20 protein-coding genes, 2 pseudogenes and 1 riboswitch are annotated in these 22,205 nt (G+C 61.3%); of the genes and pseudogenes, 11 read left to right on the top strand and 11 right to left on the bottom strand.

All coding sequences use genetic code 11. The annotated features are described in order from the left end of the window. The first annotated feature begins 115 nt into the window (after positions 1 to 115). Positions 116 to 231: riboswitch (guanidine-I (ykkC/yxkD leader) on the top strand. A 102-nt stretch (positions 232 to 333) separates the two neighbouring features. The 7 genes and pseudogenes from NKH23_RS32195 to NKH23_RS34740 form a co-directional block, all read left to right on the top strand. After that, positions 334 to 1,398, top strand: a complete 1,065-nt coding sequence (locus tag NKH23_RS32195) for a putative urea ABC transporter substrate-binding protein (RefSeq protein WP_353036413.1) — start codon at positions 334 to 336, stop codon at positions 1,396 to 1,398. Between the two features lie 38 nt (positions 1,399 to 1,436). Continuing rightward, positions 1,437 to 2,315 carry an ABC transporter permease gene (locus tag NKH23_RS32190; RefSeq protein ID WP_352917043.1) on the top strand — a complete coding sequence of 293 codons (879 nt, stop codon included), beginning with the start codon at positions 1,437 to 1,439 and terminating at the stop codon, positions 2,313 to 2,315. Beyond that, on the top strand, positions 2,312 to 3,121 hold the full coding sequence (locus tag NKH23_RS32185) for an ATP-binding cassette domain-containing protein (protein WP_352916998.1): 810 nt from the start codon (positions 2,312 to 2,314) through the stop codon (positions 3,119 to 3,121). The genes NKH23_RS32190 and NKH23_RS32185 overlap by 4 nt, the downstream gene beginning before the upstream one ends. An 11-nt stretch (positions 3,122 to 3,132) precedes the next feature. Continuing rightward, on the top strand, positions 3,133 to 4,341 hold the full coding sequence (locus NKH23_RS32180) for an agmatinase family protein (RefSeq protein ID WP_352916999.1): 1,209 nt from the start codon (positions 3,133 to 3,135) through the stop codon (positions 4,339 to 4,341). Between the two features lie 2 nt (positions 4,342 to 4,343). Next, on the top strand, positions 4,344 to 4,883 hold the full coding sequence (locus NKH23_RS32175; protein ID WP_353015616.1) for a hypothetical protein: 540 nt from the start codon (positions 4,344 to 4,346) through the stop codon (positions 4,881 to 4,883). A gap of 47 nt (positions 4,884 to 4,930) precedes the next feature. Then, positions 4,931 to 5,524 carry a HupE/UreJ family protein gene (locus NKH23_RS32170; RefSeq protein WP_352917003.1) on the top strand — a complete coding sequence of 198 codons (594 nt, stop codon included), beginning with the start codon at positions 4,931 to 4,933 and terminating at the stop codon, positions 5,522 to 5,524. A 274-nt stretch (positions 5,525 to 5,798) separates the two neighbouring features. Then, positions 5,799 to 6,044: pseudogene (locus tag NKH23_RS34740) on the top strand (IS91 family transposase); the annotation flags it as partial. 132 nt (positions 6,045 to 6,176) lie between these two features. Here the strand turns inward: NKH23_RS34740 and NKH23_RS32165 are convergent. The 4 genes from NKH23_RS32165 to NKH23_RS32150 all read right to left on the bottom strand — a co-directional run bounded on the left by NKH23_RS32165 (position 6,177) and on the right by NKH23_RS32150 (position 9,907). Further along, positions 6,177 to 6,950: an ABC transporter permease gene (locus NKH23_RS32165; RefSeq protein ID WP_352917045.1), complete on the bottom strand. Its 774-nt coding sequence runs from the start codon at positions 6,948 to 6,950 to the stop codon at positions 6,177 to 6,179. Beyond that, positions 6,934 to 7,704 carry an ABC transporter ATP-binding protein gene (locus NKH23_RS32160; RefSeq protein WP_353036411.1) on the bottom strand — a complete coding sequence of 257 codons (771 nt, stop codon included), beginning with the start codon at positions 7,702 to 7,704 and terminating at the stop codon, positions 6,934 to 6,936. Before NKH23_RS32160 ends, NKH23_RS32165 begins: the two co-directional genes overlap by 17 nt. A 73-nt stretch (positions 7,705 to 7,777) precedes the next feature. Further along, on the bottom strand, positions 7,778 to 8,779 hold the full coding sequence (locus tag NKH23_RS32155; RefSeq protein WP_352721389.1) for an ABC transporter substrate-binding protein: 1,002 nt from the start codon (positions 8,777 to 8,779) through the stop codon (positions 7,778 to 7,780). A gap of 45 nt (positions 8,780 to 8,824) precedes the next feature. Beyond that, on the bottom strand, positions 8,825 to 9,907 hold the full coding sequence (locus NKH23_RS32150) for a 4-oxalomesaconate tautomerase (protein WP_352917008.1): 1,083 nt from the start codon (positions 9,905 to 9,907) through the stop codon (positions 8,825 to 8,827). A gap of 115 nt (positions 9,908 to 10,022) precedes the next feature. Here NKH23_RS32150 and NKH23_RS32145 point away from each other — a divergent pair, with 115 nt between their 5' ends. Further along, complete coding sequence (locus NKH23_RS32145) at positions 10,023 to 10,922, top strand: LysR family transcriptional regulator (RefSeq protein ID WP_292661417.1); 900 nt, start codon at positions 10,023 to 10,025, stop codon at positions 10,920 to 10,922. 260 nt (positions 10,923 to 11,182) lie between these two features. Beyond that, the gene (locus tag NKH23_RS32140; RefSeq protein WP_352917010.1) at positions 11,183 to 11,815 is read left to right on the top strand and encodes a plasmid partitioning protein RepB C-terminal domain-containing protein; all 633 of its coding nucleotides are present in this window, start codon (positions 11,183 to 11,185) and stop codon (positions 11,813 to 11,815) included. On the opposite strand, the gene NKH23_RS32135 is transcribed toward NKH23_RS32140, so the two are convergent. The 4 genes and pseudogenes from NKH23_RS32135 to NKH23_RS32120 all read right to left on the bottom strand — a co-directional run bounded on the left by NKH23_RS32135 (position 11,745) and on the right by NKH23_RS32120 (position 15,603). Beyond that, complete coding sequence (locus NKH23_RS32135) at positions 11,745 to 12,038, bottom strand: phage integrase N-terminal SAM-like domain-containing protein (RefSeq protein ID WP_352917047.1); 294 nt, start codon at positions 12,036 to 12,038, stop codon at positions 11,745 to 11,747. The genes NKH23_RS32140 and NKH23_RS32135 overlap by 71 nt on opposite strands. Before the next feature lie 449 nt (positions 12,039 to 12,487). Beyond that, positions 12,488 to 12,718: pseudogene (locus NKH23_RS32130) on the bottom strand (YybH family protein); the annotation flags it as partial. Between the two features lie 373 nt (positions 12,719 to 13,091). Then, on the bottom strand, positions 13,092 to 14,159 hold the full coding sequence (locus NKH23_RS32125) for a cyclic nucleotide-gated potassium channel (RefSeq protein ID WP_352917012.1): 1,068 nt from the start codon (positions 14,157 to 14,159) through the stop codon (positions 13,092 to 13,094). 562 nt (positions 14,160 to 14,721) lie between these two features. Beyond that, complete coding sequence (locus NKH23_RS32120; RefSeq protein ID WP_352917014.1) at positions 14,722 to 15,603, bottom strand: metal-dependent phosphohydrolase; 882 nt, start codon at positions 15,601 to 15,603, stop codon at positions 14,722 to 14,724. Between the two features lie 147 nt (positions 15,604 to 15,750). Between NKH23_RS32120 and NKH23_RS32115 the strand changes: the two genes are divergently transcribed. After that, positions 15,751 to 15,990, top strand: coding sequence for a tyrosine-type recombinase/integrase (locus NKH23_RS32115; protein ID WP_352917016.1), 240 nt, complete (start codon positions 15,751 to 15,753; stop codon positions 15,988 to 15,990). Between the two features lie 326 nt (positions 15,991 to 16,316). On the opposite strand, the gene NKH23_RS32110 is transcribed toward NKH23_RS32115, so the two are convergent. Then, entirely contained in the window at positions 16,317 to 17,492 is a 1,176-nt protein-coding gene (locus tag NKH23_RS32110; protein ID WP_352917018.1) for a Fic family protein, read from the bottom strand. Positions 17,493 to 18,333: 841 nt separating this feature from the next. Further along, positions 18,334 to 20,403: an oxidoreductase gene (locus tag NKH23_RS32105; RefSeq protein ID WP_353025154.1), complete on the bottom strand. Its 2,070-nt coding sequence runs from the start codon at positions 20,401 to 20,403 to the stop codon at positions 18,334 to 18,336. A 279-nt stretch (positions 20,404 to 20,682) separates the two neighbouring features. Between NKH23_RS32105 and argE the strand changes: the two genes are divergently transcribed. Further along, positions 20,683 to 21,849: an acetylornithine deacetylase gene (gene argE, locus NKH23_RS32100; protein ID WP_353036409.1), complete on the top strand. Its 1,167-nt coding sequence runs from the start codon at positions 20,683 to 20,685 to the stop codon at positions 21,847 to 21,849. A 12-nt stretch (positions 21,850 to 21,861) separates the two neighbouring features. On the opposite strand, the gene NKH23_RS32095 is transcribed toward argE, so the two are convergent. Beyond that, on the bottom strand, positions 21,862 to 22,205 hold a 344-nt coding region (locus tag NKH23_RS32095), incomplete at its 5' end, for a LysR substrate-binding domain-containing protein (protein WP_353036407.1).

The following is a 22,205-nucleotide window of genomic DNA, read 5'->3' as shown; positions in this document are numbered from 1 at the left end:
GTCGGCGTTGCGATGACTTTTGTGGCATCAGCACAACGCGATTGCCTGCAAAGCCGGGGAAAGGCCGCCTCAGGACGCCTTTCCAGACTGGCACGCCCCTTGCTTCGCTGTTCACGTGCAGAGCGTCTAGGGTTCCGGCCGTGTCGATCACGGTGCTGGTCCAAGAGACGCGACCGCTTGAGATGCATTGAGGCATCCGGCGGAACACGGCGGGCCAAAATCCCGGGAGAACCCTGCACGGGTTTGCTGGCGCGAACCTCTCCCGGATGCGCGCTCCGTGAACCCCCCAAACAGACGTTCGGACGCAATCCGGATCGCAAACAGGGGTATGCAATGCTTCGCAAACTGGCCGCAATCATTCTAGCCGCTTCACTCAGCCTTCCCTCCCTATCGGCCGCGGAAGCGGCGCCGAAGAAAGACTTCAAGATTTGCTGGTCGATCTATGTCGGCTGGATGCCGTGGGGCTATCTTTCCGACAGCGGCATCATGAAGAAATGGGCCGACGAATACGGCATCAATGTCGAGATCACCCGCATCAACGACTATGTCGAGAGCATCAACCAGTACACCGCCGGCGGCTTTGACGGCTGTTCGATGACCAACATGGATGCGCTTTCGATCCCGGCCGGCGGCGGTGTCGACACGACGGCCTTGATCGTCGGCGATTTCTCCAACGGCAACGACGCGGTCATCCTCAAGAACAAGGCCGCGCTCAAGGATATTGCCGGCCAGAAGGTGAATCTCGTCGAGCTTTCCGTCTCACATTACCTACTTGCGCGCGCGCTGGAGACGGTGGGGTTGGCCGAAAAGGACATTACGGTGGTGAACACCTCTGATGCCGACATGGTCGCTGCCTACGGCACCAGCGATGTCACTTCCGTCGTCACCTGGAATCCGCTGGTCTCGGAAATCGCCGCCATACCGGGCGCCCACAAGGTATTTGATTCGACTGAGATTCCCGGCGAGATCATAGACATGATGGTCGTCAACACCGCGATGCTGAAGGACAATCCGGCCTTGGGCAAGGCGCTTGTCGGTGCATGGTATGAAGCCATGGCGCTGATGACCTCGGGCACGCCCGAAGGCAAGGCGGCCAAAGAAGAGATGGCCAAGGCGTCGGGTACGGATCTTGCCGGTTTCGACGCTCAGCTTGCATCAACGGCGATGTTCTTCGAGCCGGCCAAGGCGGTCGCATTCACCAACGGCGCCGAACTGCCGAAGACCATGGATCTGGTGCGCAACTTCCTGTTCAGCCACGGCATTCTTGGTACCAATGCGCCAAGCGTCGACGTGATCGGCATGAGCTTCCCCGACGGCTCGACGCTGGGCGATGTCAACAACGTCAAGCTGCGCTTCGATCCGGCCTTTATGGCAGAGGCAGCGGGCGGAACGCTCTGACGCGGGAGCGCGACATGCTAGCCAGAGGAACCGGCATCATGCAGGCCGCGGTGGGTCCCGAAGTCGCGCGCCTGCAACTTAGCAGACCGAAAGCGCGGCTTCGTCTCATCAACGCGACGGTCTCGCGCGGCGGAGCGTTGCTGCTTGGGACGCTGCCGTTTGCCGCCGTGGCGATTGCCTATCTCTTCGCTTCGGCGCAAAGGCTGGCGGTCAATCCCAGCGACAAGCTGCTGCCTTCCCCTGCACAGATGTGGTCGGCCTTTTCAGACCTGGCGACGGTGCCGGACAAGCGCTCCGGCGACCTGATCCTGTGGGCCGACACCTATGCCAGCCTGATCAGGCTGTTCGCCGGAGTCGGCATGGCCACGCTGGTGGCGCTCAGCCTCGGCGTCGCCATAGGTTTCATCCCGCGCGTCAGGGCGTTTCTGCTGCCCTTGGTCACAGTTGTCTGCGTCATCCCGCCACTGGCGCTGCTGCCGATCCTGTTCATTGCGCTCGGCCTCGGCGAAACGGCCAAGATCACCTTGATCGCCGTCGGCGTCGCACCGGTCATGGTGCGCGACATTGCCAACCGGGTGATGGAATTGCCGCCGGAGCTCGTCGCCAAGGCACAGACGCTCGGCGGCAACAGCTGGACCATGGTGCTCAGGCTGGTGCTGCCACAGGTGATGCCGCGTCTCATCACGTGCGTACGGCTGGCGCTTGGGCCGGCATGGCTGTTCCTGATCGCGGCAGAAGCCATCGCCTCCACCGAGGGGCTCGGCTACCGCATCTTCCTCGTTCGTCGCTATCTGTCGATGGACGTCATCCTGCCTTACGTCGCCTGGATCTCGCTGCTTGCGGTGATGACCGACTGGCTGCTCGTGCGGCTCTCTCACATCATCTCGCCCTGGGCTCATCCGGTGCGGACCAGATGAGCCGGATCCTCGTCCATGGGCTGGAGAAGAGCTACGGCGACGCCCGCGTGCTGGAACGGGTCAACGTCTCCGCCGAAGCGGGTGAATTCCTGTCGCTGGTTGGCGCCAGCGGTTGTGGAAAATCGACGTTCCTGCGCATCCTGCTTGGCCAGGAACAGCAAAGTGGCGGCGTGGTCGTCGTCGGCGACCAGCCGATCGTGCCGGAGCCGACGCCGCAGCGCGGCATCGTCTTCCAGCGCTATTCCGTGTTTCCGCATCTGACCGCGTTGCAGAACTTGCTGCTGGTCGAGGACTTCCGTTCGGGGGGACCGTTCGGCCGCGTCTTCGGCGCCAGGCGCAAAAGCGCCAGGCAAGAGGCCGAAACCATGCTGGAACGGGTCGGGCTTGCCCATGCGCGCGACCTCTATCCGGCTTCGCTGTCGGGTGGCATGCAGCAACGGCTGGCGATCGCGCAGACCTTGCTCGGCCGGCCGCAGATCCTGCTTCTCGACGAGCCCTTCGGCGCGCTCGATCCCGGCATCCGTGCCGAGATGCATGAGCTGCTCATCGAGCTATGGACCGAACACGGCATGACCGTCGTCATGGTCACTCACGATATAGGCGAGGCATTCAAGCTCGGCACCCGCGTGCTCGTCTTCGACAAGGTGCGCCACGACCCCCAGTTCCCGTCCGCCTATGGCGCGACGATCACCTACGATCTGAAGCTCGACCGCAAGAACCGGGCTTCCGCACGAGACGTGGCCGAAGTGGCCGCGATGGTCGGGACGACCCGACTGGATAGCGCAATCGCGACGACGGCGTCGTGAAGGAGGTTTTCATGCACAGAGATAGTCCAGAACGCCGGCATCGCCGCGCCGGGCTCACCGACCGCGAGCCACGCCAACGCTTCCACCATCCGAACTTCGAGATCCGCGACATGCAGGGCTGGAAGTCGATCGAGGCGGAAGGAAAGCTGCCCGAGGATGGCTGGCGCAAGGAACAGAAATGGGCACTCGACATGGGCCTGCCCGGATCGGATTCGATCATCGACAAGTCGATCCCGACATTCGCGCGAGGCGAGTTGCCGCATTTCGCCGGCATCAACACCTTCCTCAAGGCGCCCTATGTCGAGAACGTCCGCGATGTCGGCAGGTATGACGCTGCCGTCATGGGCATTCCTTTCGACAGCGGCACCACCTACCGGCCCGGAACCCGCTTCGGGCCGCAAGGCATTCGCCGCATCTCGGCGCTCTACACGCCTTACAATTACGAGCTCGGTGTCGACCTGCGCGAGCAGATGACGCTTTGCGACGCCGGCGACGTCTTCACCATCCCCGCCAATCTCGAAAAGAGCTTCGACCAGATCACCAAGGGCGTCAGCCATGTCGCCTCGTCCGGCGCGCTGCCGATCATGCTGGGCGGCGACCATTCGATCGGGTTTCCGTGCGTGCGCGGCATTGCCGACGTGACCTCCAAGCGCATCGGCATCATCCATTTCGATCGCCACATCGACATCCAGGAAAAGGATCTCGACGAACGCATGCACACGACGCCCTGGTACTGGGCAACCAACTTGCCGAACGTCTCGGCCACCAATCTGGTGCAACTCGGCATCGGCGGCTGGCAGGTGCCCCGCTACGGCGTGGCCGAGGCGCGAAAGCGCGGCACCAACGTGCTGACGATCTCCGATATCGAACAGATGGGGCTGGAGAAGGCGGCGGAGATCGCGCTCGAGCTCGCATGGAAGGACACCGACGCCGTATACATCTCCTTCGATGTCGACAGCATCGATTGCGGTTTCGTGCCGGGCACGGGCTGGCCGGAGCCGGGCGGGTTCCTGCCGCGCGAGGCGCTAAAGCTGCTCGGGCTCGTCTCTGCGCCCGGCATCTGCGGACTGGAAGTGGTCGAGGTGTCGCCGCCCTACGACACGTCGGACATCACGGCGCTGTTTGGTGTGCGGGTGGTCGTCGAGGCGCTCGGCTCGATGGTCGCGCACGGCAATCTCGGCAAGCACAAATCCATTATCGACAAGCCGACGAGCTTTTGACCATGCACGAGGATCATCATCACCACGACCATGATCATGGCGACGGCCACCATCACGGGCCGAACGGTTATCATCACCATCCGCACCCCGTCGGCCACAACGGGCCGGCCGGCAAGCCGTTGCAATGGCAGACCCCGCATCTACCGCACCATCATGCGCCCGAACCCGCCGACGCGCGGGCGACGGATCTCGATCTCGTCGAGACCGCGTTTCTCGAAGGGTTTTCGCGGGCGCCCGACCCCTCCAGTTTCCTGCGCCTCGCCGGAATTCCCTTCGTCGGCGAAACCGCCGACGGCATGCGGCTGCATCTCCTGCGCGTCGAGACGCAGGACATGGTCGATGTCGGCGCCGTCATGCCGCTGATTGGTGGCGCCGGCGTCACCTATCACCCGCTGCCCGCGAAACTGACGTCGCGCCGGCGCCGCCTGGCCTTCGTCTACCATGATGGCAGGGGACAAAGACCCCTCGACTTCGGCGAGGCGCGGCTTCTGGCGGACAGGTCCGGCGCCGCACAATTCACCATGCCAGGGGCCGGACAATGAGCACCGGCCTTGAACCGATCGCACCTCTATCAAACAGGTCCAGAACCATGAATAGAACGCTTTCATTCTTCGGCAGACTCGCCCTGGCAGCCGCCACAACCCTCATCCCCTCATTGGCGTTCGCCCATAGCGGCGGTTTTCATGCCCATGGGTTTGTACACGGCCTTCAGCACCCGCTGGCCGGTATGGACCACCTGCTTGCCATGATGGCTGTCGGCATCATTGCCGCTCGCGCCGGCGGCAGGGGGACCATCATCGTGCCGTCGTGCTTTGTCTCGGCGATGGTCGCTGGCGCCCTGCTCGGTGTCGCCGGCATCGGCCTGCCCTCACTGGAAACCGGCATAGCGCTATCGCTGGTAGTCTTCGGCGCCATGATGATGCTTGCCAAGCCGTTTCCGCTCGCTGTGGCTGCCTCGCTGACTGCCCTTTTCGCCCTCTTCCACGGCAATGCCCACGGCGTCGAAGTTCCCGAGACGTCGAGCGGCATCGCTTATGCGGTTGGCTTCGTGGTCGCCACCTCGGCTCTTCACGCAACCGGCGCGTTGGCCGCCCTGACACTTCGGCGCTGGCCGGGAGCCATCCGCACGGCAGGGGTCGGCACGTCGGTGGTCGGTATGGCGTTGGCAGCACAGATCATCTGACCCGCAACCCAGGCATCTGCGATGAACAGGAGGGGAAGGCATGACCAAGCGGCTGACCGTTTGGCAGGGAATTCGGAACATGCTGTATCAGATCCTGAAAATCCGGGCTGAGCGGCTCTGATCACATCCGCCCGAGATCAAACCCGCGACCGGCTTCGTGCCGGACGCGGTTGTTCCTATGCGCATAGAGGCTTCCCTGAACCATGAGTATTCTGCGCTCAGGCGCGAACCGGTTCGCGCCTGAGGGCAGAATTGTGCCAGCAGGGGGTCGTAGACGATGCCGACGATCGGGGCGGATCCCAAGCATCTCGGTGCGCGCACTGGCATTGCACCTATGTTCCCACTCATCGGAACGGGCGCTGCGGCACCATCCGCATGTCATGCCGGGCAGCCGCATGGCGCCGGACGGAAGCAGGTGGATGTCATCGCGCCCGACCTTCCTCCTCCAGTGCCGGTGCTCGGGGAACTGTTCCGCCGACTCGTCACCCGGCCGATCGCCGTCCATTATGCTGGTAGGCTCCGCCCAAACAACTCTGAGGGGAACGGAACTTGGAGGGCTGGAAAGTCGATACCTCCCAGTGAGTGGGCTTCTCCCTTCTTGGCCAAAGGGAGAACGCCAGTGAACAGGCTTCTCGGTCCCCGCTAATGATCGTTATGCAGGCCGTTCGGTAGCACTCGGTCGCCACTTGATGAGATGCTTCTCAGCGACGTCCAGGATGCTGTCGATAATCAGCACGAAGATCGCCAGGATCAGGATGCCTGCGAAGACGCCGACCGCATCAAAATTGCCTTCCGCCTGAGCGATCAGATAGCCTAGCCCGGCCGAAGCGCCAAGATATTCGCCGATAATCGCCCCGACGACGGCAAAGCCGACCGATGTGCGCAACGACGACAGAATCCAGCTTGCCGCCGCGGGGAAGTAGACGTGGCGAAGCAAGTCGGACCGCTTGGCTCCCAGAATGCGGGCGTTCGATAGCACCACCGGGTTCACTTCACGGACGCCCTGCATGGCGTTAAAGAAGGTGACGAAGAACACAAGCGTGACCGCGAGCGCCACCTTGGACCAGAGACCGAGGCCGAGCCAAAGTACGAAGATAGGCGCAAGCACGACACGGGGAATTGCATTCAGGCCCTTGATGAAAGGATCCAGAATGCGCGCGGCCGAACGGCTGAGACCGAGCCATACGCCTGCCGCCACGCCAAGTGCCGTTCCGACCAAATAGCCGAGCACGGTTTCCGTCAGGGTGATCGCTACATGTCTATAAAAGCTGGCGTCTATCACCCAGGATACAATCTGTTTGAAGATGTCCACCGGCGCCGGAAAAAAGAAGACGTCGATCACCCCTGCCATAACACCGAGCTGCCAGCCGCCGACAATTGCCACCAAAAGCGCGGCCTGGATAGAGCGTTCAGTCGTGGCGTTCATAGCTTTTCTCCACTTCGCCGCGCAGGGACGACCATATACTGCGATAAAGATCCATGAAGCGTGGATCGAGCTTGATTTCGGCGACGTCGCGTGGGCGTTCAAGGTCGACGGGGAAGCTGTCGATCACGTGCGAGCATGGTCCGGCGGCAAGCACCACGACCCGATCACCGAGAGCAATTGCCTCTTCCAGGTCGTGTGTGATCATCACAACGGCGCGCCGCTCCTCCTGCCAAAGCCGCAAAAGCTCATTCTGCATCAGGTGGCGGGTATGAATATCCAGCGCCGAGAAAGGCTCGTCCATCAGGATAACCTTGGGACCAGTAATCAGCACCTGTGCCATCTGCACCCGCTTGCGTTGACCGCCTGAAAGCTGATGCGGATAGCGATGCTCGAAGCCCTTGAGCCCGACTTTCGCCAGCCATCTCATCGACTGCCCACGACGATCGGCAGCGCCGACACCCTTGAACATGGGGCCGAGTTCCACGTTCTCGATCGCGGTCTTCCACGGAAGCAATGCATCCTGCTGGAAGAGATAGCCGATGTCGTTCTGGATCCCGCGCACCGGCTGACCATCGATTGATACGGTGCCACTCGCTGGTTTCAGCAGGCCGGCAACCGCATTGAGTATCGTGCTCTTGCCGCAGCCGGTTGGGCCAACGATGGCGAGGAACTCGCCATCGGAGACCTTCAGATTTACATCTTGCACCGCCACATAGGCACCGAAGGCCATGGTGACCGCGTCGAGGGAAACCATCGACTTTGCTTGATGACGGTTGTTCGCCGGGGGGGGCGGTTTTTACTATGGCCAATGCCATGACCTCCTCCTGTCAGTTGGCGGGGACGTTCGGGACCTTGCCGACGAACTCGTTCGTGTAGGTTTTCGCAAGATCGATTTCAGCCGCGGCGACTTTTTCGTTGAAGCTCTTCAGGACGGCGAGCGGCGTCTTGATGTCTTCCTCGTTGATGCGCCCGTCCTTTGAGAAGATCGCTTTCGCGTTCTCGACCGCCTTGACGTAGGTGTCACGATCGCCGGAAATAAACTCCTTCGGCAGCTTTTCGACGATCTCTTCAGCGGAGTGGCTATCCATCCACGCAAGCGCTTTGACAGTCGCATTGGTGACTTTCTGGATGGTTTCCGGATTGGCCTCGATAAAGCTCTGCGTGGCATATAGGACCGAGGTCGGGTAGATCCCACCGTAGATCGCTTTGGCGCCCTCGTCGCTGCGCGCGTCGATCAGGATCTTGCCGACACCCTTGGCTTCGATGAAGGTCGCCGCCGGATCGTAGTTGACGAGCAGGTCGACCTTTCCTTGTTCGATCGCCGCAACGGCGGCGGAGCCGGAGCCGACGCCGATCAGCGAAATGTCGTCCGCGGTCAGTCCGTGGCGTTGCAAATAGTAACGAACGAAAAAGTCGGAAGACGAGCCCGGCGAAGTAATACCGATTTTCGCACCTTTGATCGTTTCAGGCTTTGCCGGGTCGAACGTGCTCTTGCTGCCGCCTGCCAGCACGAGACCGGAATTGCGAGCGAGTAGCACGAAGGCCACGACGGCCTTCTTCTGCGCCTGCATCTGGATCGTATGGTCGTAGAAGCCGACGGCGATATCAGTCGAGCCGGCAACAAGCGCCTGAAGTGTCTTTGACCCGCCCGATGCGAAGTTTTCGACGGTCACCTCCAGGCCTTCCTTTTCATAAAGGCCGAGCCCCTGGGCGACCGGAAATGGAAGATTGTTGAGATTGTAAGAGCCGACGCTGATGCGGACCGGTTCCGCGAACGCGGAGCCGACAAACGCGACGGTTGCCGCGAGGGCGAGCATGAGCTTGCGCATAATATTCTCCTCCTGTTTGTGGCGCCCTCCCGGCGGCCACGGTTATTATGCCGCGCAACCCAGTTGCGTGACAGGTTTTGCGAATACATGTCCTTCGAACAGCCGGCGGGCGGTGCGAAGGATTCCGGCGACGACTTTGCCGTCCCTTTCATACAGCTTGACGTCCAGGTGGCCGCTTGGATGCTCTATGGAAAGCACGACTGGGGGCGCACGCACGCCGATCAGGAGCGACGCAACCGTGCCCTGGCTGATACAGGCAGTGGCGATCCCTACGGCGCCCGTGGTTGCCAGCGACGGATGACATTGATGAGGCATAAAATACCGTACGCTGATATCGCCTCCCGACGTTGGCCGGGAAATGAGCACCGGCTTCGGCGTTACCTGATTGCAAACGTCTCCAAGGCCCATCAGTTCGCCGGCGGCGATGCGCAGCTTTTCCAGCCGCGCTAGCAATTCCCTATCGGCATTCAGTTCAGCCGCTGACTCGAAGCCGCTTGCGCCGATCGAGTTTGCCTCGATCAATATCATCGGCATGGCGCAGTCGATGCAGGTGACAGCCACACCATCGATCAAGTCGACTGGTCTGCCTGTGGGAAACAGCTGTCCCGTACGGGCCCCCGCTGCGTCCATGAAGGTCAGTGCGATTGGCGCCGCACGGCCGGGCACGCCGTCAATCGCAGCTTCACCGAGATAGGAGACGCTGCCGTTTGGAGTGGGAACTTCGGCCTCGATCAGCTTGCTGGTGTTGACGTTGTGGATTCGGACGAGCGTCGTTTCTCCACGAACCGGGACAAGTCCAGCTTCGATGGCAAACGGACCGACCGCAGCCAGCATATTGCCGCAGTTCGGCGAAGTGTCGACAATCTGTTGATCGACCCGCACCTGGGCAAAGAGATAGTCCACGTCGGCGCCAGGAATGCTGGCAGGTCCGACGATAGCCACCTTGCTCGTGACCGGGTTGCCGCCACCGATGCCGTCTATCTGTAACGGATGGCCCGAGCCCATGACGGACAGTAGGATCTCGTCACGCTGCGCGGCAGCCGCGGGAAGATCGCTTGCCAGGAAGAACGGACCCTTCGAGGTGCCGCCTCTCATCAGGACGCAAGGGATCGCGAACAGGTCGTTCATCGCTTGTGCTTCCATCAGAATTATGTCACCGCCGTATCAATCAGCGCTCTTTGATCCAATTATCGGAAGAAGGCTTTTATTTGTGAAATGCTAAGAATCGGGGGATTGATGCAAGATGAGCATTAATTGCGAAATCCTTGATCTTCGCGCCTTCCTGAGCGTCGTAGAGTTGGAGAGCTTCCATGGCGCGGCCGACGCCTTGCATCTGTCACAGCCTGCGTTGAGTCGACGCATTCAAAAGCTGGAACAGGTTATCGGGTCGCCCCTCCTGGAGCGGACGACCAGGCGTGTATCCGCGACTGCTCTCGGTACAGAGCTCGTGCCGCTCGTCCGACGCATGCTGGAGGAGTTCGATGGCTCTCTGTTTGCTGTCCGTGACGTTGGACCCAATCGAGGCGGATTGGTGACGATCGCATGCCTCCCTACCGCGGCATTCTACTTCCTGCCCACCGTCATCCGACAGTTCAATGAGGAGTACCCGAACATCCGCTTTCGCATCCTGGACTTGCCGGCGACCGACGGTCTTCAGGCCGTGGCACGCGGGGAGGTGGAGTTCGGCATAAACATCATGGGCACGTCCGATCCGGACCTGACCTTCGAGCGGCTCGCGGAAGACCCATTCGTGCTTGCAGCGCGCAAGGATCACCTGCTTGCAGCAAAACCATGGGTGGAGTGGGCGGAGTTGGAGCCCTATCATCTGATCACGGTTCATCGATCAAGTGGCAACAGAACGCTGCTCGACGCGGCACTGGCCAAATCGAACATCAAGCTTCGCTGGTTCTACGAGGTAACGCATCTGTCCACCTCCCTCGGGCTGGTGGAGGCAGGCCTCGGGATTTCGGTGCTGCCACGAATGGCAACCCCGCAAGAAGACCATCCTTTTCTGATTACCCGCCCCATCCGCAATCCCGAGATATCACGCACTATCGGCGTGGTTCGCCGTCGCGGCGGCACCTTGTCGCCGGCGGCAGAGCGATTTCTCAAGATGCTGATCGACGTATGGGGAACTGATTGAAATGCCTTAGGAAGTTCACGGTTGCACCATAGCCGCCGGGAGCGCAGATCTCGGAAGTCGCAGGCTGCGCCGAGAGCCGCCCTTCTTGGACCAATCTGAAAGTGTGGCGATTGAGAATGAACCGACGCTATCGGGAAGCATTTGGCTGAAGCGGACGTTCTGCTGACACCCATTATCTGCAGCCGATGTGTGCTTCGTAGCTGGCGGGATGTGAGCGTCCCCTGAGGCGCGCTCCTGCATGGCGACATTCGGACGGAATTGTGTCCGCGTGCTCGACCGAATCCAACACCGGCAACGTCCGCTTCCTGACGTCCAGCCTGCGCAGTCAAGAGGCGCTTCGATGGCCGCTGGCGGATGACCGAGAGCCGGTCGGATACTTTGCTGGCCTGATTGGCAGCGCGAACGACGTTACACAAAAATACTTGGCGGAGCGGGTTAAGGTGTTGCCAACAGACGCGCACGGCACCACTTGGCCGTGGGCCAGAACACCGCCAGATTTCTGTCCTGGAAATTGCGGAATGCCGATTCGACTCTCACTGAAAGGAATCTGCCCGGAAGTGGCCGAAATGCTCAATGACCGTTTCGTGCCAACGAATAGTTTCATTGAACTACGGAAGTTGGCCCCGGTTCGTCAGATCGAGGCGGCGCAATTGATGATCGCGATGAACAAGTTCTCAATCAACTACGCAAAATCCCGGGTTGGCGCGACGCCGCAGTCGCAGCTTGCCGATACGTCGCAGCCGAAAAAGCTATCCGGTCTTAGCGACGCGCAAATCGCATTGATGGAGAACGAGTCAGCCAACGTCGATAAGGAATACCGGCTTATTGAGGAGAGCGACGGATCTGACCATCTGGATCTAGTGGTGGCCACGGCTTGCGCGGATATCGGGTGACCACCGGCGCGCGTGCCAGATCGCGCCGCTTCAGCGTCACGGTGAACAGGAACCGCAGCGCCGACACCGCGCCGTTGATCGTCGCAGGGCCCACGCCGTTCTCGTGCTGATACAGCTGGAAGCGCCGGATGTCGTCGGGCGCCGCGGTGTCGGGAGCGCGGCCAAGGAACGCGGCAAAGCGCCGGACATGACGAACGTGATCCTGCTGCGTATGCGGTCCCAGGTTGCGAGCCTGATGAGCGGAACACTCTTGGGAATGCTCTGAAGATCAATACCCTCGACACCGGCCCCCAAATAGACGACGGCGCTTAGCCCCGTCATGGCGTCAAAAAAGCCAGGACTGGCGCCCTTGTCGATCAGCACAACATCTATGTCACTTTTGTCCCCGGCGTCTGGCCAGAGCCTGAACTCCAGCTGCGGCACACGGCTTTTTAGCTCAGCAGCCCATACTTGTGCATCAATGTAGTGAGGATACTCATTGACCATCAGAACGGTAATTGGTTCGTCGGACACTTCGCCCTCCCCGGTCTCAGGGGTCACGGCATCCCTATCGGGCCGCACCCAAGTTCCAGATGTCCCGATGCAGACGCCATGTCCCATCGTCGCCTTTTTTCCAGATGACAATGTACTTGCCTGCGACGGTGGAGGGGTCGCCGCTTTGCTCGGCACACCGAGCGTAAATGCGCCAACTTCGTAGGCGAGATTCCCGCTCCCTTCCACTTCCAGCGCCTTTAGGGTGAGATTCTTCATCCCGGCCTTGATTGCGCCCTGCCAGAATTCTTCCACGCGCTTGCGGCCATCGATGCGCTTGCCGTCGGGCGGCAGCAGGGCGGCATCGTCGGTATACATCTGACCCACCGCTGCCGCGTTTCCGCTGTTGAAGGCATCCATGAATTTTGTCAACGCCGCTTCGATGTCCTCGCGAGCCGACTGGGCGGCCGCAGACAATGCAGAGCAAAGAAGCAGCAAATGCAAATGACTTAGCCAGTCTCATTTTGTCCTCCCTTTGCGTGCTCCACATGCCCACCCGATGGATAGCGGCCAATCCAAGTGCGCCGCGGGCGCGCTCAATGGCCAGACGCGGCTTACATTAGGTTTTTCTGATATGATAGCGCAAGCACAGTTGCGGCCCTCTGAATGACGGAACTTCCACGTGCCGTCCAGAACCTCCGCGCGTGGCCGATAGAGCCGCACCATGTAGTTCCAGCCAGCCACCATCGGCAGGCAATTGGCAGCCTTGCCGTCGCATCCTCCTCCTGACGAACACCTAGTACGGTCAACCCTTAGGTGCCGCGCCGCGCCGCTCGAGCGCGGTCTTACGGATGATTTCCGCGATCTCCGGGCTGCTGCTGCACAGCATCTGGAAATCCGCCGAGTGCAGCGACAGGAGTGAGACCACTGTTATGGCGCTGACGGTCGCCGAGCGCGGCTCGCCGCTGATCAGCGCCATCTCGCCGAAGAAGGCGCCAGGGCCAAGCTCCACCGGGTTCGGCGTCGCGACGCTGACGCGCCCCTCCACGACGAAGAACATCTGATCACCGGTCTCGCCATTGCGGCAGATCACAGCGCCCGCCGGCACGATGCGAGGTCGTAATGCGCGCACGATCTCGACTAGTGTGGCCGGGCCGAGCTTCTGAAACAACGGCACGGCGGCGACCAATTGCCAATTACGGACGAAATCCTCGCGACGGACTTCTTGGTAAAAGCCGGTGGCAAGAATGCCAGCCCAGAGCGCGAAGATGCCGATGCCACTCATCATGACCGCCCCGGCAAGGACGCGGCCGGCGAAGCTTTGCGGAATAGCGTCGCCATAGCCGGTAGTGGACAGCGTGACCACCGCCCACCACATTGCCTGGGGGATGCTGCCGAACTTTTCCGGTTGGACGTCGCGCTCGATGACATAGGCCGCGAGCGAAACACCGAATAGAACGATGCCGAAGACCGTGGTGACGCCGATCAGGTTGCGCGCTTCGTTGGTCAGGATCCTGCCCAGCAGCGGGAAGAAAGTCGAGTCGCGCAGCGGTTTCAGCAGCCAGACAGCACAGTAGAGGCTCCGGTCGGGCGTGCCGACGAGCAGAAATGCGGCTAGTGGAACCAAAACCGCGAGCACATCAATGGCGATTGCCGCCGTCCTGTCCCGAACGTCTCCCGCCCGGCGCTTGAGCAGCGTCTCGGCCAGTTCCAGGAGATAGACGCCCCAAATGACCGCGAGCACGGCAGCCAGAGCCAGTCTGCTTCGTCCGGACATATCCGGTGTCGTGAGCGTAGCCACCGCCACAAGCCCAGTCGCAGCCAGCAGCGCGTTGAGCGGCGCGTAAATTCTTAAGAAACGCAGTACCGACATTCTATGCCCACGAGCGGCTACTACCCTCCAGAATAGGATGCCTTCAAGGCAAGCGCAAAGGTGCTTACTGTCGCTGCGATGTGCATCACCAACGGTGAACTCAGATGTCCGGGAAAGTGAACTGACACGCCACAACCCGATTCGGACAATTGCAATAGGTTCCGCGAAGGTCAGCTTCGGAGAAAAGACGACATGGGATCGCGACGGAAAAACTGACATATCGGACGCCGCAACGCGACGCGGCAGAAGCGCCAAGCTGGCTGGTGATCATCATGTCGGTTCGTCTAGTACCAGGCGTCGGGCGCCAAGCTCGCCTTCCGGCCTGAGCTAACAGGCCAGCCGAACCTCATCGGCCAATCTCAACCGGTTCGCCATCAGGGTTTCGTCCGGATTCCGGTCCGGGCAAGCCTCAATGCCGTCGAGAACCCCAAATGCGGCATGTTGAGCATTTCGCCTTCTCGCGATCGTGGCAAGGCAGCTCGACCCGGCGTTCATCTTCGTCGACAGCCGCCGGATGCCGGCTTGGCACAGGTGGAAAAGGAAACAATCCCGGGCTCTTAAGTTACACCGAAAGGCTCGCCGAGGTCGGCTGCAACACGCCGGGGAACGGTCCGATCCTGGCTGGGCGATGCCCGGACTGGAAGAGGTTGCTGTGGAGGTTGGCGATCCACTGCTTGCCTTCGGTCGTCAGCTCCAGATAGCGGATCGCGTCGCCGATATAGGGCTCTACCTGCAGCGTGAAGAAATCGGTGAAGATGGCGCCGAGATCGGCGGCGGTCTTGCAGCCGAGCTTTTCCACCATTCCGATCTCAGAGAACTCGGCAAACAGCGCCGGCAGCTTGCGGTGGTAGAAGGGATCAGCGAGTTGGCCGATCAGGTCCGCGGCCCTGACCAGCGCCGGCTCGGTGTTGGTGACCTGGTAGGCCGGATCGTTCGGCACCGGAAAGCGCGTCATCTCGATCGCCTCGACAATGCGCTCCTCGTTGATGAACTTCGAGGAAGCAAAACGCTGGCGCGCATAGATCTTGGCGCGCTCGATATGATAGGGCGCAAGAACCGCGTCGGAGGCGCCCCGCGGTGGCGTATGGCGGTCGCCGGCGTCGTTAATGACGAAGCTGTCCTCGGTGTCGCCCTGGCATACGCCGTGCACCATGCCAATGTCGTGGACAAGCAGCGCGCAGGTATAATGCAGCCAGTCATCGGGAGTCAGGGATTCCGAAAGCAGCCGGCCGCGGATGATCTGCTGGCCAGCGAGCGTAACCATCAGTGTATGCTCGATGTTGTGATAGAGCGCGTTCGAATTGCCGATGCGCTCCAGGACAAGGCGGGCCGCCCCGCCTATGTAACTCGCATATTCCGGATTGCGATGCGAGAAATACTGGAGATAGAGTTCTGACAGATAATCGCCGAGCCGGTCGGCCATTATGGAGATTGGATTGAGCATTACAATCGTTCCTGAGCGCTTTGAAGCACGACAAGTCGCGCCGCGTGGCGGCCATCCTAGCACGGTTCCGGCGTAGATCTTATCTTAGGACCAAGGCCCCCAAGGCAGCGGCGACTACCGAATGCTGCTGCGGTCGCCATCACCGGCATGATGGCACATTGGAACAAGCAGGCCGGCATTCCGGACGGCTACACCTTGCACCGTCTGCGCCGCACCTTCGGCACGTATCTCGCCGAATGCAACATCCAGGCACGCGCCATTATGGAAGCGATGGGACATTCCTCGATGACGGTGACGGACGCGTACGTACGGAAGGCCAACAAGAAGCGGATGGCCGTCGACATCGCCCCGCCATCAACAAGCGGGAGGCGAAACGCGACGCTATAAAGCAGCGGACACCGCTATGCGTCATCAAATGAATGGTTTCAATCGGACCGGTGCAGGGCGGCTTATCGGCCGCTTTTTTTTGTTGGGCCCATAATTTGCCCAAAACATTTTGGGCCGAGGCCACTTTTTCGCAATAAAATCCAATACTTTGGTGGGCCCGGAGGACGTTTTCAAATATCTGATTTCATTGTCTTTTTCGTGGGCCAAAATAGGAACTCTTCCCGTATCGTTCCGTTTGGTTCTGCTCCCACGCAAAGGACGCTGCACAAGATGGGACATGCTGGTCCTAGGATGTCGGCTCTGCATGATCTCGCGGTTGGTAGCGATCAGTCGCCGCTGTCCAATTCCGTTCCGGTTCGCAGGCACTTCAGATAGGCGCGATAGGCGAAGCTGCGGTCGCGCTTCTTCCCCGTGGTTTCCACGAGAATATCGGCTTCGGCCAGCGCCTCGATCGCACGCGTCGCGGTCGGCTTGCTTGCGCCGATCAACTTTATGACCGAGGCAACGCTCACGATCGGATGACGCGGCAATTGCTCGAACAGTCTCACTGCCGAGACGGAGGCGGACTGGGCTCCGAGCAGTCGCACCCGGTCCGCGGATACGAGATTGAATAGTTCCCGCGCCGAGGCGACGGCTTCATCGGAAATCGTGGCGACCCCATCGAGAAAGAAGTCGATCCAGCCCTCCCAGTCCCCTTCCAGCCGGACCAGATTGAGGCGCCGGTAGTACTCTTCCCGGTGGCGCTTGAAAAACAGGCTGAGATAGAGGAGCGGCGCCTTCAGCAAGCCCCAGTGCTCCAAGAGCAGCGCGATCAGGAGCCGCCCGATCCGCCCGTTGCCGTCGAGATAGGGATGAATGGTCTCGAACTGCACGTGGAGAAGACCCGCCCGCACCAGCTTCGGTGGCGGATCCTCGACGTGGATGTATTTCTCAAATTCGCTGAGAAGCTGGGGAAGCTTGTCGGGTGGCGGCGGAACGTAGGCCGCATTGCCTGGCCGGCTTCCCCCGATCCAGTTTTGGCTGCGGCGCACGTCTCCGGGCTGCTTGTTCGAACCGCGCACGTCCCGCATCAGCCGCTTGTGCGCCTCGTTCAGAAGCCGCATGGAAAGCGGCAGGCCACGCGCAGCGGCAAGCTGGCCGCGCGCATAGGCAAGTGCGTCGAGATAGTTCGTAACCTCTTCCACATCGGCATTGGGCGCCGGCTCCTCCGCGGCCTCGAAGGCGAGAAGGTCCACGAGCGAAGCCTGCGTGCCCTCGATCTGCGATGAGATCACAGCCTCCTTGCGCACGAAGGCGTAGATGAACCAATCGAGGGATGGCACCATCTCGCCTGCCAGATCGAGCCTGGCCAGCGCCTGCTCGGCTTCCCGCAGACGAAGTTCGAGCTTGCCTTCAATTACGAGCGCCGGACGTGCAGGCGGCAGATCGAACGGGATGAACGCATCGATCTTCTCCCCGCCTGCGGTTACGCTCTCGTATCGGCCCGTGGTTCGCTTCGGCATTTCGTGACGCCAATTGGAACGGCTTCGTTCGGATCGAGGCGAGCAAGGAACAAGAGCGTTCCTTGCTGACCTCCCTGGGAACGAAGTCTTTACTAGCGCCAAGTGTTAGTCAAGAAATCGTTCTTAGCGCTAGTGCCTTAATAAAATTGTCGCCGACGCTGCAGGCCGCGCCGTCTGGCCGGAATCCTGCCGAACGAGCCAGCCGCGCGTCTCCACGAACCGCGCCAGATCGATGAGGAACGCCTGCACGCACGCTCATGCAATTGACGGCCACGGTTTTCTTCGGGTCATACCCTTCCGATTCCGAAAGCGTCACATCGATCGGTCGTTGCGCCGCCGAGCGACGAAAGGCGCGGGCGTCTGTGTAAGAGAATCTTCAGAGCCTATTTCGTGATCACTCCTTTGACCGCCTCGAGTTGACCCGCGTCTTCCTGGTGCCTGGGAGGATTCCGCTCAGTCACCTTTCCGGTTCGCGAAGCGCGTCGAAGGGCCCGTTCGGTCATTCAGGCCTCTTGAGGCGGGTATCGATTGCAAAGCTCTTGTCACCCGCGTGTTGTGGAACTTCCAATTCTCGAAAGACCCGAAGAGGGTTCGAGTCCGAAACGCGGGACCGAAACAAAACAGAAAATACAACAAAATCAAATACTTAAAGCTTTGGTGGGCCCGGAGGACGTGGTAAGGACGTTGATTCTATTGCGTTTTTCGTGGGCCAAAATTAGAAAGTTTCCCGTATCGTTCCGTATTGTCTTGCGATTGATCCCGACATCAGATTTCGACACGCTAGCGCGAAACGCTATCGGTTTGTGGCGACGTCATAGCCCTATCATGCCATGCCATCGGCCTACCCCGCCGCCAGAGCCGTCACTTCACGGCGGAACGGCAGCGCATCGCCGATATCGGCTTCATCCAGCTCGCGGGCGAAGCGGTGGCCGGCATAGGTTGCCCAGGCGATCGGGCCCGGCGCCTCGGCATCGCCAATGACCTTGATCGAGCGGATGCCGCTGTCGGCCCATTCGTCCCGCCGCGCCTTCAACTCGTGCCAGACGCCATCGTCCTGTTGGCGCGACGTCACCAGCACCACGGCGTCCGCGGCGATGTCACGTTGGCTGCCCGTATAGGCGCAGGCCGTGACAACACCGCCCGCCACGATGCGCGTCACGGTCCGGCTCAGCACGATCTCGACGCCGAGTTCGGCCAGCCGGCGATGGATGGCGCCCTGCTCCAGCGTGTTGCGGGTCCAGTCGGACACATAGGCCGACGGCGTCACCAGCGTCACCCTCGCGCCCCGGCGCGTCATAAGCTCTGCCAGAACGCCACCCATGTAGTAGTGGTCGTCGTCGAACAACACGACTTTGCCGGTCGGAACATTTCCGCCCATCAGGTCGTCCGGGGTATAGAGCGGCATGGCTGGGTCCACCGGCATCGGCACGACATGCGCGCGCGCCACGCCATCGCGGCGCCATGTCGAGCCAGTGGCGATGGCGATGTTTTGAAAGCCGAAGGCGAGGATGTCCTCGGCCGACAATCGGCTTTCGAAATAGACGTCGACATTGGACATCTGGCTAATCTGATACTGGCGATAGTCGCGAACTCGGCCCCATGCGGAGAGACCGGGCAAGAGGCACTCGCGCGCCACGCGGCCACCAAGCCCGGTGCCGGCTTCAGCGATGGCCACCTGATAGCCGCGGAGGCCGAGGGCGCGGGCCGCCTCCAGCCCGGCAGGCCCGGCGCCGACGATCAGCACGCTGTCGCTGTCGCCCTTGGCCTGCATGCGTTCGGGATGCCAGCCCTTGCGCCATTCCTCCATGAAGGTCGGGTTCTGCGTGCAGCGCGAGATCGACATGGTCATGTCGCCGGTGATGCAGATGTTGCAGCCGATGCATTCGCGAATGTCCTCGATCCGCCCCTCCTCCACCTTCTTCGGCAGGAATGGATCGGCAATCGATGGACGTGCGCAGCCGATGAAATCGAGCGTACCGGACTTGATCATCTTCACCATCACATCCGGCGAGGTGAAGCGACCGACCCCGACGACCGGCTTCGAGGTCAGTTTTTTGATGCCGGACACCAGGCTCTCCTGTGCGCCCTCCTCCTTGAATCGCGACGGCCCGGAGCAGTCTTCCCAGGCGCCATGCGCCAGATCCCACAGGTCGGGCAGATCGGCATGCATCTCGATCACGTCGCGCACTTCGGAATTGGCAAAGCCAAGCTCGCCGATCATCTCGTCCAGTGACAGCCGCAGCGTCAGGCCGCAGGTGTCGCCGATGGCGTCGCGACCCTCTTCGATCAGCTCGCGCATCAGCCGCGAGCGGTTTTCCAGCGAGCCGCCATATTCGTCACTGCGCTGATTGGTGGCGGTGGACAGGAAGTGCTGGATGATGCCGAAGCCATGCGCGCCGTAGAGGCACACCAGATCGAAGCCCGCCAGCTTGGCACGTTTGAAGGCATTGCGGTGCCAGCGGCGCAGGTCGCGGATATCCTGTTTGTCCATTGCGCGCGCTTGAACCGGATCGTTGGTGAAGGTCCGGATCGGCAACGCCGACGGCCCGCGCGGTACTTCCTTGGTGTAGAGGTTGGGGCCGTTGATGCCTGAATAGGCGAGCTGGATGCCGGCCAGTGCGCCATGCTGGTGCATGGCCTTGGCCATCTTCGCCAGTGCCGGGATATCGGCATCGTCCCAGAGCCTGAGCTCGATGAAGGGCGTGATCTCCGAGGTGTGGTGCATCTCGGTCTGCTCGGTGAAGATGACGCCCCAGCCGCCTTCCGACTTGATGCGGCGCATCTCGGCCGCGGCCGAAGGATCGCGGTAGCCGCCGCCATTGCAATGCGGCACCTGATAGAAGCGGTTCTTGGCGGTCACCGGGCCGATCTTCACCGGCTCGAACAGAATGTCGTAGCGTGGATCGCGCATGGTGCTTCCTTCCTGCCAGCGTCGCATCGCGGCATGCGCGGTGATGGTTTCAAACCTTGGCGCAAGCTCGTCTGCCCGGTGGGTAGATGCCGTGACCCTACTCATAAGTTGCGGCGCGTGCCGGAAAACTACAGATTTCTTCTGTGCCGATTAGGACGCGCCTAATCAGCCCCGCCGTCTGGATTAGCATCCGGCAAATCCCGGCTGAGCCAAATGCGACTTCAACGCCGTTGCCACACGATGCTAGATAGCGCGCACGGCCAATGAGACACACGACGCATGGATAGCATCCAGATCCTTGAAAAGCTGATCGCATTCCCGACGGTGAGCCGCGTTTCGAACCTCGACCTCGTCGGTTACGTGACGGAGTTGCTGGCAGCACAGGGCATTGCTTGCCAGATCATCCGCAGCGCGGATGGCCATAAGGCCAACCTTTTCGCCACCATCGGGCCGGCCGACGCTCCTGGCGTGATGTTGTCCGGCCATACCGATGTCGTCCCCATCGACGGGCAGGACTGGACGCTGCCGCCTTTCGAGATGACCGCGCATGACGGCAAGCTGTACGGCCGCGGCGCGGCCGACATGAAGGGTTTCGTCGCCTGCGCGCTCGCCGCGTGTCTAAAGGCCGCGAAAATGGGTCTGCAGACGCCCTTGCATCTGGCGCTTTCCTACGACGAAGAGGTCGGCTGCATCGGCGTACACAGCCTGATCGACATGCTGCGGTCCGCGCCGCACCGGCCATTGCTGTGCATCGTCGGCGAGCCGACCAACATGCAGGTGGCGACCGGCCACAAAGGCAAGCTCGCGGCACGCGCCATCTGCAGGGGACGCGAAGGCCATTCGGCGCTGGCGCCGCTGGCGCTCAATGCCATTCATCTGGGCTGCGACTTCGTCTCCGCATTGCGCGGCGAACAGGATCGGCTGGCGCGCGACGGCGCGCACGAGGGCGACTACGACATTCCCTACACGACCGTCCACGTCGGCAAGATCAATGCCGGCGTGGCGCTCAACATCGTACCGAACCTCTGCCAACTCGACATCGAGATCCGCAATGTCGCGGCCGACAATGCCGCCGATATCCTTGAGGGCCTGCGCGCGGAGGCGCAGCGTATTGCCGCTGCCGCTTCAACGATCGCGCCGGAGGCGGCCATCGACATCGACATCTCCAACACCTATCCGGGGCTGGAGACGCCGACGAATTCGCAGGCTGTGGCCTTCGTGAAGTCGCTAACCGGCGCCAACCACACCATCAAGGTTGCCTTCGGCACCGAAGGCGGATTGTTCACCCGCGACCTCGGCACGCCGACCATCGTGTGCGGGCCGGGATCGATGGCGCAAGGCCACAGACCGGACGAATTCGTCAGCGTCGAACAGATGCGCCGCTGCGACGACATGCTGGACAATCTGCTGCGGCGGCTTGCCGATCACCGGCTTCAGGTTGCCTGATAAAGTTCGTGGCTATTCCACGACCCTACCACTGCCGAATACGCCCTGTTCGACGACGAAACGGCGGCAATGATCGATGAATGCCTGCACTGTCTGGGTGCGGTGCTCGGCGTTGGGCAACGCGACCCCCATGGTCAGAGGCCGCAAATCCCCCTCCAGCGGCACGAAGACCAGCGGCTTGCCGTCGGGCGCCAGCGTGTTGAGCGGCCGCATGTTGGCGATGCCGTAGCCGAAGCCGTTCGCGACCATCGACCGCATTACCGCGATGTCGCCGGTGCGCTCGGCAATGTTCGGCCGGATTCCTCGCGAATGAAAGGCCGAAAGGAAATATTCGCGGCTATAGGGTAGGTCGAGCA

The organism is Mesorhizobium sp. M1328, from assembly GCF_040318075.1.
GTDB lineage: Bacteria > Pseudomonadota > Alphaproteobacteria > Rhizobiales > Rhizobiaceae > Mesorhizobium.
Note: the sequence above shows the minus strand (reverse complement) of the source record. Positions and strands in the feature narration are given on the sequence as shown.

Coding starts and splice junctions, on each gene's coding strand:
- NKH23_RS32195 (WP_353036413.1), top strand. CDS start 334: ATGCTTCGCAAACTGGCCGCAATCATTCTAGCCGCTTCACTCAGCCTT.
- NKH23_RS32190 (WP_352917043.1), top strand. CDS start 1,437: ATGCAGGCCGCGGTGGGTCCCGAAGTCGCGCGCCTGCAACTTAGCAGA.
- NKH23_RS32185 (WP_352916998.1), top strand. CDS start 2,312: ATGAGCCGGATCCTCGTCCATGGGCTGGAGAAGAGCTACGGCGACGCC.
- NKH23_RS32180 (WP_352916999.1), top strand. CDS start 3,133: ATGCACAGAGATAGTCCAGAACGCCGGCATCGCCGCGCCGGGCTCACC.
- NKH23_RS32175 (WP_353015616.1), top strand. CDS start 4,344: ATGCACGAGGATCATCATCACCACGACCATGATCATGGCGACGGCCAC.
- NKH23_RS32170 (WP_352917003.1), top strand. CDS start 4,931: ATGAATAGAACGCTTTCATTCTTCGGCAGACTCGCCCTGGCAGCCGCC.
- NKH23_RS32165 (WP_352917045.1), bottom strand. CDS start 6,950: ATGAACGCCACGACTGAACGCTCTATCCAGGCCGCGCTTTTGGTGGCA.
- NKH23_RS32160 (WP_353036411.1), bottom strand. CDS start 7,704: ATGGTTTCCCTCGACGCGGTCACCATGGCCTTCGGTGCCTATGTGGCG.
- NKH23_RS32155 (WP_352721389.1), bottom strand. CDS start 8,779: ATGCGCAAGCTCATGCTCGCCCTCGCGGCAACCGTCGCGTTTGTCGGC.
- NKH23_RS32150 (WP_352917008.1), bottom strand. CDS start 9,907: ATGAACGACCTGTTCGCGATCCCTTGCGTCCTGATGAGAGGCGGCACC.
- NKH23_RS32145 (WP_292661417.1), top strand. CDS start 10,023: ATGAGCATTAATTGCGAAATCCTTGATCTTCGCGCCTTCCTGAGCGTC.
- NKH23_RS32125 (WP_352917012.1), bottom strand. CDS start 14,159: ATGTCGGTACTGCGTTTCTTAAGAATTTACGCGCCGCTCAACGCGCTG.
- NKH23_RS32120 (WP_352917014.1), bottom strand. CDS start 15,603: ATGCTCAATCCAATCTCCATAATGGCCGACCGGCTCGGCGATTATCTG.
- NKH23_RS32115 (WP_352917016.1), top strand. CDS start 15,751: ATGATGGCACATTGGAACAAGCAGGCCGGCATTCCGGACGGCTACACC.
- NKH23_RS32110 (WP_352917018.1), bottom strand. CDS start 17,492: ATGCCGAAGCGAACCACGGGCCGATACGAGAGCGTAACCGCAGGCGGG.
- NKH23_RS32105 (WP_353025154.1), bottom strand. CDS start 20,403: ATGCGCGATCCACGCTACGACATTCTGTTCGAGCCGGTGAAGATCGGC.
- argE (WP_353036409.1), top strand. CDS start 20,683: ATGGATAGCATCCAGATCCTTGAAAAGCTGATCGCATTCCCGACGGTG.